The 10,132-nt window shown below is 42.0% G+C and carries 5 protein-coding genes; 4 read left to right on the plus strand and 1 reads right to left on the minus strand.

From position 1 onward, the window contains the following. The 4 genes from BACCELL_RS00500 to BACCELL_RS00515 all read left to right on the plus strand — a co-directional run. The coding region (locus BACCELL_RS00500) for a glycoside hydrolase family 99 protein (protein WP_007209505.1) at positions 1-1,009 on the plus strand (1,009 nt) is incomplete at its 5' end. Positions 1,010-1,012: 3 nt separating this feature from the next. Beyond that, positions 1,013-2,410 carry a sialate O-acetylesterase gene (locus BACCELL_RS00505; protein WP_007209506.1) on the plus strand — a complete coding sequence of 466 codons (1,398 nt, stop codon included), beginning with the start codon at positions 1,013-1,015 and terminating at the stop codon, positions 2,408-2,410. Between the two features lie 23 nt (positions 2,411-2,433). Further along, positions 2,434-4,695: a GH92 family glycosyl hydrolase gene (locus tag BACCELL_RS00510; RefSeq protein ID WP_007209507.1), complete on the plus strand. Its 2,262-nt coding sequence runs from the start codon at positions 2,434-2,436 to the stop codon at positions 4,693-4,695. A gap of 9 nt (positions 4,696-4,704) precedes the next feature. Then, positions 4,705-7,065, plus strand: a complete 2,361-nt coding sequence (locus tag BACCELL_RS00515; protein ID WP_007209508.1) for a glycoside hydrolase family 3 N-terminal domain-containing protein — start codon at positions 4,705-4,707, stop codon at positions 7,063-7,065. Between the two features lie 121 nt (positions 7,066-7,186). Here BACCELL_RS00515 and BACCELL_RS00520 read toward each other — a convergent pair whose 3' ends face one another. Continuing rightward, positions 7,187-10,120, minus strand: a complete 2,934-nt coding sequence (locus BACCELL_RS00520; RefSeq protein ID WP_044153122.1) for a hybrid sensor histidine kinase/response regulator transcription factor — start codon at positions 10,118-10,120, stop codon at positions 7,187-7,189. Positions 10,121-10,132 lie beyond the last annotated feature (12 nt).

A 10,132-nucleotide genomic window follows, 5' to 3' on the forward strand; every position in this document is an offset into this window, starting at 1 on the left:
AAAAGCACGTGTATTCAGCTCTGCGGACAAGTCTACTGTTGATTTGCATTTCAAGTGGATGAAAGATTACGGAGTGGATGGCGTGTTTGTACAGCGTTTTGTGGACTATACCCGTGGAGATCAAAAGAATTCGGTGCCTAACCGTATCCTGGAAAATGCTTTGGAAGCAGCTTCCAAGTATGATCGTGCCATCGCTGTGATGTATGATCTGTCCGGTTTGAGAAGATCCGGTGAAGACTGCTCCATGATAATAGAAGACTGGAAGAGGCTGGTGGACAATCAGAAGGTGACTAATCAGTCCGGTGCGAAAACTTATTTGCACCATAACGGAAAGCCGGTAGTGGCTATCTGGGGTGTCGGTTTCCCCGACCGTCCTTACAATATCAGGAATATCGGCATGGAGCGCTTGATTGACTTCCTGCAAAATGATCCGGTATATGGCGGTTGCACGGTAATGTTGGGTGTTCCTACCTTCTGGCGCACTCTGGAATCCGATTGTATGAATGATCCTTATCTGCATACATTGATCCGAAAGGCGGATATCGTTCTGCCGTGGACTATCCAGCGCTTCTCTCCGTTATTGCACAATGATATGGATCGTTTTCGTGACCTGGTTATTGGAGATATCCGCTGGTGCGAAGAGAATGGAGTAGATTATGTTCCCGCCGTAACTCCTGGGTTCAGTTGGCATAATCTCAGCAAACTGGAGTTTCCGGATGACGTAAAGCCTGTAGGCAGTATTCCCCGTCAGGGAGGACGCTTCTATTGGCAGCAACTTTCTACAGCGATGATGGCAGGGGCGGAAATGATTTATGTAGCCATGTTTGATGAGGTGGATGAAGGTACCGCTATCTTTAAATGTACGGGCGATCATCCGGTTAGTGACATTGCCAAGTTTATCGATATGGACGGCCAACCTTCCGATCATTACCTGTGGTTGACTGGTGAGGCGGCCCGTATGCTCAGGAAAGAAATTCCATTGACATTTAAGATGCCCGTAAGAAATTAAACAATGAAACGATATCAGTTAATAATGGCTCTGTTTGCATCCTTTCTGCTTCTGGCGGAAGGGGTGCAGGCACGTATTACAATGCCGTCTTTCTTCTCTGACGGAATGGTGTTGCAGCAAAAAAGTGCGGTTGCCATTTGGGGAAGCAGTGACAGGAAACAGCAGAAAGTAACTGTAAAGACTTCATGGAATGCTAAGAAATATACGGCAGTTACCGATGAATCAGGTAACTGGAAAGTAAAGGTAGAGACACCCGTTTATGGTGGTCCCTACAGCATAGAGGTGAGCGATGGTGAGTCGGTACATATCAATAATGTATTGATCGGTGAGGTATGGCTTTGTTCCGGCCAGTCCAATATGGATATGCGGGTAAGCGGACGTTATGGTGATCCGGTGATTGGTTCGTTGGATGCCATTGTCACTTCCGGAAATCCCGAAGTTCGTATGTTTATAGTAGGAAGCAAGATGACGTCCGAACCACTGACTGACTGTGAAGGTATTTGGCAGGAAGCTTCTTCTGAAACAGTCCCCGAGTTCTCGGCTGCCGGATATTTCTTTGCACGCAAACTGAACCAGGTGCTCAAGGTACCCGTAGGTATCATCCATGCGAGTTATGGAGGTTCGCGGGTGGAAGCCTGGATGAGTAAAGAAGGGATAGAACCTTACAAAGACTTGTCGGATGTACACAATGCTTCTATTCTTTATAATGGTATGTTGAGTCCCGTAGTCGGTTATGGCATACGAGGCTGTTTGTGGTATCAGGGAGAAGCCAATGTAGATGTCCCCGACTTGTATATGCAACTGTTTCCTTCATTGGTGAATGACTGGCGGAAACAATGGGGAATAGGGGAATTTCCTTTCTATTATGCTCAGATTGCTCCATTCAACTATAATAAGGGTGAAGGAAAAGGAAAAAACTCGGCCTATTTGCGTGAGGCTCAGGCAAAATGTCTGGGTATTGTACCTTCTTCCGGAATGATAATTCTGACTGATATCGGTGATGCGCGTACCATACATCCTATGGAGAAAGAAACCGTAGGTAATCGTTTTGCATACATGGCCTTAGGACTAACTTATGGTAAGAAGGGTTTCCCCGTAACCGGTCCGTTGTATAAGTCTATGCAGATAGAGGGAAATAAGATCGCGGTATCATTTGATGAAGTAGGTAAAGGTTTGACTACATATCGCCAACCACTGACAGGTTTCGAAATAGCCGGTGAGGATAGGGTGTTCCATCCTGCCAATGCGCATTTGGGTAAAGATGCTCAAACGGTGGTCGTTTCCAGCCCGGAGGTGCCGCATCCGGTGGCAGTGCGATATGCTTTTAAGGATTATGTGAAAGGCTGTCTTTATAATATGTTCGGTCTTCCGGTATCTTCATTCAGGACAGATGATTGGTAACAAAAACATAAACATATAATTTTATGAAGAATAAACTCTGCATGCTGTTGTTGGCCTCAGGAATCGGATTGTTTTCCTGTGCAGAAAAGGATCTCCCCAAGGAGTATACCGATAGCGTGAATGTATTTATAGGGACTGGTGGACATGGCCACACTTTCCCTGGTGCAACTTTACCCCATGGAATGGTACAGTTGAGTCCGGATACCCGTCTCTTTGGCTGGGATGCCTGTTCCGGCTATTATTACGACGATACTTCCATCATGGGCTTTACCCATACCCATCTTAGTGGAACGGGTATTGGAGATTATGGCGATATACTCTTTATGCCCGTAGTCGGCGAGAAACCTTTGATTGCCGGGACAGCGGAAAATCCGGATGAAGGTTATCGTTCTCGTTTCTCGCATGAACAAGAGAGTGCCCGACCGGGATATTATCAAGTACTGTTGCAGGATGATTCTATCAATGTGGAACTGACCGCTACTTTGCGTGCAGGCCTGCATCGGTATACTTACCCTAAGGCAAGTGATGCCCGTCTGATTGTGGATATGGAACCTACCATTCATGGTCATCAGCATCCTGTTACTCAGATTCGTGTGGTAAATGATTCTACCATAGCAGGAATGAAATATACTGTTGGTTGGGCTAAGCGTCACTATGTATATTTCTATGCAGTGTTTTCCAGTCCGTTTGATTATAAATTGTATTCGGGAACTGAGTATCAATCGGATAGTACATCTGTAACAGTCAATACCGCTAAGGCAGTGATGAGTTTTAGAAATCTCCCTGCTGACGGACGCGTATTGGCAAAGGTAGGTATCTCAAGTGTGGATGAAGAGGGTGCCCGATTGAATGTAGAGGCTGAAATCCCCAATTGGGACTTTGAAGGTGTCATGAAACAGGCGAATACTACCTGGAATGAAGCCCTTGGAAAGATTGATATCGAAACTTCGGACAATGATAGCCGTACTGTATTTTATACTTCACTGTATCACGCCTTTATCCAGCCGAGCCTGGCATCCGATGTGGACGGGCGTTACCGTACAATGGGACATGAGATTAAGCAGGATGTTTCTTATACAAATTATACAGTGTTCTCTCTCTGGGATACTTTCCGTGCAGCTCATCCTCTCTACACTATTGTTACACCAGAGCAGAATCAGGCTTTCATTCGTTCACTGCTTCGTAAGTATGATGAGGGTGGCATCTTGCCTAAATGGGAACTGGCTTCTAATGAAACAGGTACTATGATCGGTTACCACGCCGTTTCTGTCATAGCCGATGCTATGATGAAGAAACAATGCGATTTTGATGTAAAGAAGGCACTGGAAGCATGCATACGTTCATCGGTATATGATACTACGGGTGTTACGCCGATGATGGATCGCCAGATTCTGAATGGGAAACTGATGCCTGTATCCATTAAATATAAGAATGAACTGGGATATATTCCTTGCGATAAGGTAGGTGGTTCTGTTTCACAAGGGCTGGAATTTGCTTATAATGACTGGCTGATAGCCCAGATGATGAAGGAGCATAATCGTAAAGACCTTTATGATAAATATATGGAGCTTTCCAGGAACTATCGGAACTACTTTGATCCGGAAACTAAACTGATGCGGGGACGTCTGAGCGATGGCAGTTGGATTACTCCTTTTGATCCGGCATCCGTGCAACGTCCCAGTAATTACGTAGAGGGAAATGCATGGCAATGGGCATGGTTTGTGCCACAGGACGTAGAAGGACTGATGGAACTGGTTGGAGGACAGAAATCTTTCGAGGCCCATCTGGATACGCTGTTTACTACAAGTTCCGAACTGACGGGTGATCCGAATGCCGCTGCCGATGTTACCGGAATGATTGGCCAGTATGCACATGGCAATGAGCCAAGTCATCATATTCCATACCTTTATAATTATGCCGGTGCACCTCGCAAGACACAGGCTTTAGTAGACCATATTCTTCGTACACTCTACCATAATGATCCTAACGGGCTTTCCGGAAACGAGGATGTTGGACAAATGTCTGCTTGGTATGCATTGAGTGCTATGGGATTCTATTCGTTCTGTCCGGGCCGCCCGGTTTATGAAATTGGCCGTCCGATATTCGATAAAGTGACTATTCATTTGAGTAATGGGAAAGATTTTGTAATCCAAGCGAAGAATAATAGTGTGGAAAATAAGTATATTCGCTCCATGAAGTTGAATGGTGAAGATTTGGCGGAACCGAGATTCTCTCATTTCGACTTGATGAAGGGTGGAGAACTAATATTTGAAATGGAAAACTAAAAAGATGCTATGAAAAGAAGAATCGTTTTATGTATTGCTGTATCGCTTTGTGCGGGTGTGTATGCGGGTAATAATCCCGGTATATATAAGAAAGGCTGGATTGATTTTAACAAGAACGGTGTGAAGGATATCTACGAAGATCCTTCGGCACCGATAGAGGCAAGAGTACAAGACCTGCTGTCGCAGATGACCTTGGAGGAGAAAACTTGCCAGATGGCTACCTTGTACGGGTCCGGACGTGTACTGAAAGATTCTCTTCCTACTGAGAAGTGGAAAGATGAAATTTGGAAGGACGGTATAGCCAATATAGATGAACAGGCCAATGGCTTGGGACGTTTCGGTTCTTCTTTATCATATCCTTATGTAAATAGTGTAGAAAATCGGCAGACCATTCAGCGATGGTTTGTGGAGCAGACCCGTCTGGGAATACCTGTCGATTTTACCAACGAAGGTATTCGCGGACTTTGCCATGACCGGGCCACCATGTTCCCTGCCCAATGCGGACAGGGGGCTACCTGGAATAAGGAACTGATCAGTGAAATAGCTCAGGTCACCGCTGAAGAGGCAAAAGCGTTAGGTTATACTAATATTTATTCTCCTATTCTGGATATTGCACAAGATCCGCGTTGGGGACGTGTAGTAGAATGTTATGGAGAAGATCCTTTTCTGGTGGGAGAACTTGGAAAACGGATGATTAAAGGACTTCAGCAAGAAGGGCTGGTTGCCACTCCCAAACACTTTGCAGTATATAGTATCCCTGTCGGTGGGCGTGATGCCGGTACCCGTACTGATCCACACGTAGCACCGCGCGAGATGCGGACTCTTTATATCGAACCTTTCCGCAAGGCTTTCTGCGAAGCCGGAGCATTGGGAGTCATGAGTTCGTATAATGACTATGATGGTGAACCGATTACCGGAAGCTATCATTTCCTTACTGAAATACTTCGCCACGAATGGGGCTTCAAAGGTTATGTAGTGTCTGACAGTGAAGCGGTAGAATTTCTTTATTCCAAGCATCAGGTGGCTGCCGATGCTGTAGATGGAGCTGCCCAGGTAGTAAATGCGGGACTGAATGTGCGTACTAACTTTACTTTGCCCGAGAACTTCATTCGTCCGCTTCGGCAGGCTATTAGTGAAGGAAAGGTTTCCATGCAGACGATTGATAGCCGTGTAGCAGATGTGTTGCGGGTAAAGTTTGGGATGGGGTTGTTTGATAATCCTTATAAGGGAGATGCCAAACATCCTGAAAAGGTGGTACATAGCAAGGAACATCAGGCAGTATCCATGAGAGCGGCTTTAGAATCTATCGTTTTATTGAAGAATGAGAATAATATCCTGCCACTCTCCAAAGATTTGAAGAAAGTAGCAGTGATTGGTCCTAATGCGAATGAAGTGCAGAACCTGATTTGTCGTTATGGTCCGGCTAATGCTCCGATAAAGACGGTATATCAGGGAATAAAAGAGTATTTGCCTGATGCAGAGGTTCGCTATGCAAAAGGAACAGACATTATTGATAAATATTTTCCGGAGAGCGAGCTTTACGAAGTACCATTGGATCAGGAAGAACAGGCTATGATGGATGAAGCTGTAGCCTTGGCAAAGGAATCGGACGTAGCCATTATGGTACTGGGAGGAAATGAGAAGACAGTGCGTGAGGAATATTCCCGTACCAATCTGGATTTGTGCGGACGACAGGAAAAACTGTTGCAAGCTGTATACGCAACGGGCAAACCTGTGATCTTGTTACTGGTAGACGGACGCGCCGCCACCATCAACTGGGCTGAGCGTTATATTCCGGGTATTGTACATGCTTGGTTCCCGGGAGAATTTATGGGAGATGCTGTGGCACAAGTACTTTTCGGTGATTATAATCCGGGGGGTAAATTGGCGGTAACCTTTCCCCGTTCGGTAGGGCAGATACCTTTTGCTTTTCCTTTTAAACCGGGTTCCGATTCAAAAGGTTTTGTACGTGTTACCGGTACGCTTTATCCCTTCGGATATGGTTTGAGTTATACTACTTTTGCTTATAGTGATTTAAAGATAGAGAATCTGGTCATTGGTGTACAAGGTAGTGTGAAGCTGAGTTGTAAAGTGAAGAATACAGGAAAAGTAGCCGGAGATGAAGTCGTTCAGCTTTATCTGCATGACGAGATGAGTTCTGTGACTACATATGTAAAAGTATTGCGTGGCTTCGAACGTATCCATCTGGAACCGGGCGAAGAAAAAGTGATTGATTTCGTGCTTACCCCGCAAGAGTTGGGATTATGGAATAAGGATAATCATTTCGTAGTAGAACCGGGCACGTTTGCGGTAATGGTGGGAAGTTCTTCACAAGATATAAAGTTACAAGGAAAATTTGAAGTGAAATAGTCATTTTAATTATTCTCCGGTTCATTTGTCATTTAGATTATTCTCTATTGCTCCAAGAATTGAGTACGGCTCTTCCTTCTGCTTTTGATTTTAAGGAATATTCAGTAGAATATTGAATTGATCATAATAGTTCAGAAGGAAGGTGTCCGTAAGTCTTTTTGAATGTTTTAGTAAAGTGGGAATTATTTTTGAATCCCGTTTTATAAACAACTTCAGAGACATTAAAGTTACCTGATTCTAATAATTCTTTAGCTCGTTTCATCTTATAGCAACGTATAAATTCGGATGCTGACTGGCCTAAAAGGGCTGTAAGTTTTCTGTGTAATTGCATACGACTTGTTCCAATCTCCTTACAAATATCTTCTATATTGTAATCCGTTTCTTCTAAGTGTAATTCTAACCAATTATTAAGCTTGTTTATAAATTTCTGTTCTCTTTCGTCTAATGCTATATAATCTTTATTTTCGTTAGTGTCATCATCATTCGTATTAAGTGTATTTCTCTCTTGATATTTTTTGAGTGAAATCATATTTCTTACCTGAAGTATCAGGCTATCCGGGTTGAAAGGTTTGGTGATGTAGATTTCAGCTCCACTCTGATATCCCTTTAATAAGTCTTCTTCTGCTGCTTTGGCGGTAAGTATAATGACAGGAATATGACTTGTGTGGAAATCGTTTTTAAGTTTGTTACACAATTCTAATCCATTCATTCCAGGCATCATGATGTCGGTAATGATTAGATTCGGGATATATTTTAATGCTGTTTCGTATCCGGAAAAAGCATTATCTTCGGTTAATACCTCGAAGTGTGGGGAGAGATATTGATGTAAGTATTTACGCATATCATAATCGTCTTCTATGACCAGAATGATTTGTTTGGAGGCAGAAAGCTGTACAGGTGATTCTTCCTGTAAAAGATTTGATTGTTGTTCTTCTTGTATATGTGATTGGTTGATTTCTTCTTCCTTGTAATAATGTTGAGTGATAGGAATAGAAACATTAAAGGTTGTACCAACTTCTATGGTGCTCGTTACTGATATTTTTCCGTGATGCAGTTGTATTAGTTCATATACAAGCGATAGTCCAATGCCAGTTCCACTCGATTGTTGAGTACCGCATTGATAGAAGCGGTCAAAAATGTGTGGAAGATCTTGTTCTGATATTCCACAACCATTATCTTCAACTGTAAAGAAGATATGATCTTCTTCTTTGGCAATAAAGACGGTTATTTGATGTCCTTTTTGAGTGAATTTAATAGCATTGGATAATAGATTATTTAATATTTTGCTCACCTTGTCTCTGTCTATCCATCCTTGTATTTCAGAAGAGTCTGAAAAATACTGAAAATTTATTCCTTTTTGTTCTGCCAGAGGTCTGAAGCTCTCCAGTATCGCTTCAAATAAATGTGCGATATTTGTCTCTTGTATAGATAATGGAAGAGCTTCTTTGTCTATTTTTCGAAGATCTAAAAATTGATTGATTAAGTTGGATAGGCGGTTTGTACTTTGCTGAATAATCTGAAGTCTGGAGATTATGAATGTATCATCTGTGGGATGCTTAACCAACTCCTGTAAGGGAGCACTGATAAGAGTGAGCGGCGTTTTTATTTCGTGCGCAATATTGGTGTGAAATTTTAGCCTGTTGTCATTCATCTCTTTATCATGTATTCTCTCTAATTGTTCGATGTGTAGTTTGTATTTTAGTTTTTCTTGTCTCTTATAATGTATGACAATGATATAAATAATGATAATTCCCAGTAAAGTATAGGTGAGGTATGCCCACCAACTGGCCCATGGAGCAGCTAGGATTTCAATATCCAGTGTTCGATATTCATCCGCCCATACTTGGTCACTGTTGGAAGCTTTGATACGCAGTTGGTATTTTCCGGGAGCAAGATTGTTGTAAGATGCAGAACGGTTTTCAGCACCTCCATATATCCAGTCTTTGTCATATCCTACTAGCTGATGCGCAAATTTATTGGATTGTGGATTATTGAAGTGTATTCCTACATAATTGATAGTGAAATTATTTTCATTGTGCTTTAAAGTTATTTCTGAAGTTTCAAGAATTGATTTTGGTAATAGAACTCTTCCATTCTTTTTCTTCCCTATTTCTACTTCTTTATTGAATACTTGCAATTTGGTAATCAGTACTTGAGGCTTAATTGGATTGCGTGTTATTTCGTCAGGGTGGAAATAGGTTATCCCATTTATGCTGGCAAAGTAAATAATCCCATTGTCATCTATCTGACTGGTTTCCATTAAAGAATTGTTTGATAAACCATCTTTGTAGTAAAAGCGGTTTATCTCATTGGTGGTAGGCGTGAATTTGATAAGACCTTTGCTGGTAGCCAGCCATAAAGCACTATTTGTGTCTTCAATAATGGATAGAATCTTGATATTTCTCAATTGGCTAATGTGATTGAAGCTTTTTATCTGAATCTTTCCACCAGAGAAGTCGATGCTGTTCAATCCCGCATCTGTACCAATCCATATTTTATTGGAACTGCTTTGGGTTACTGCCCATACATGGTTACTGTTTATCTGTTCGTTATGATTATCCGATAAGTAAAATCGTGTTTGATTAGTAATGTTACTTTGCTCATCAAGTTCAAACATAAATAATCCAAAATCTCTGGTGCAAGCCCATAGGTGGTGAGTACCCTTTTCAAAATATAGGTTATTGATATTAATCTGACTGTTTTTCAGATTGAATTTATTGTATATTTTGATTTCAAATTTATCCAGTTTCGTCTTTTTTATTAGTATGAGCCCATTTCTATATCCTGCCCATATATTACCCTTACTGTCAGATTGAATTCCTCTTATGTTTGTAATTTTTTCTTTGTGAGATGTTTGAGTGGGAATAACTGAACGTGGGTGCTGGAAGTTATTTTTTTGTTCCAACATATATATATTATCTGTGGTAGAAATCCATATATTACCTTCGTTGTCTTCAGTAATAGAATTGGCTGTTTGCGGTAAAGTAACAGGGATTGGATTATTCTGTTTTTCATTGATATAAAATAATGATTTCTGCTTAATTTGTATCCACATCCTATTCGCTCT

The organism is Bacteroides cellulosilyticus DSM 14838 (assembly GCF_000158035.1).
Classification (GTDB): domain Bacteria; phylum Bacteroidota; class Bacteroidia; order Bacteroidales; family Bacteroidaceae; genus Bacteroides; species Bacteroides cellulosilyticus.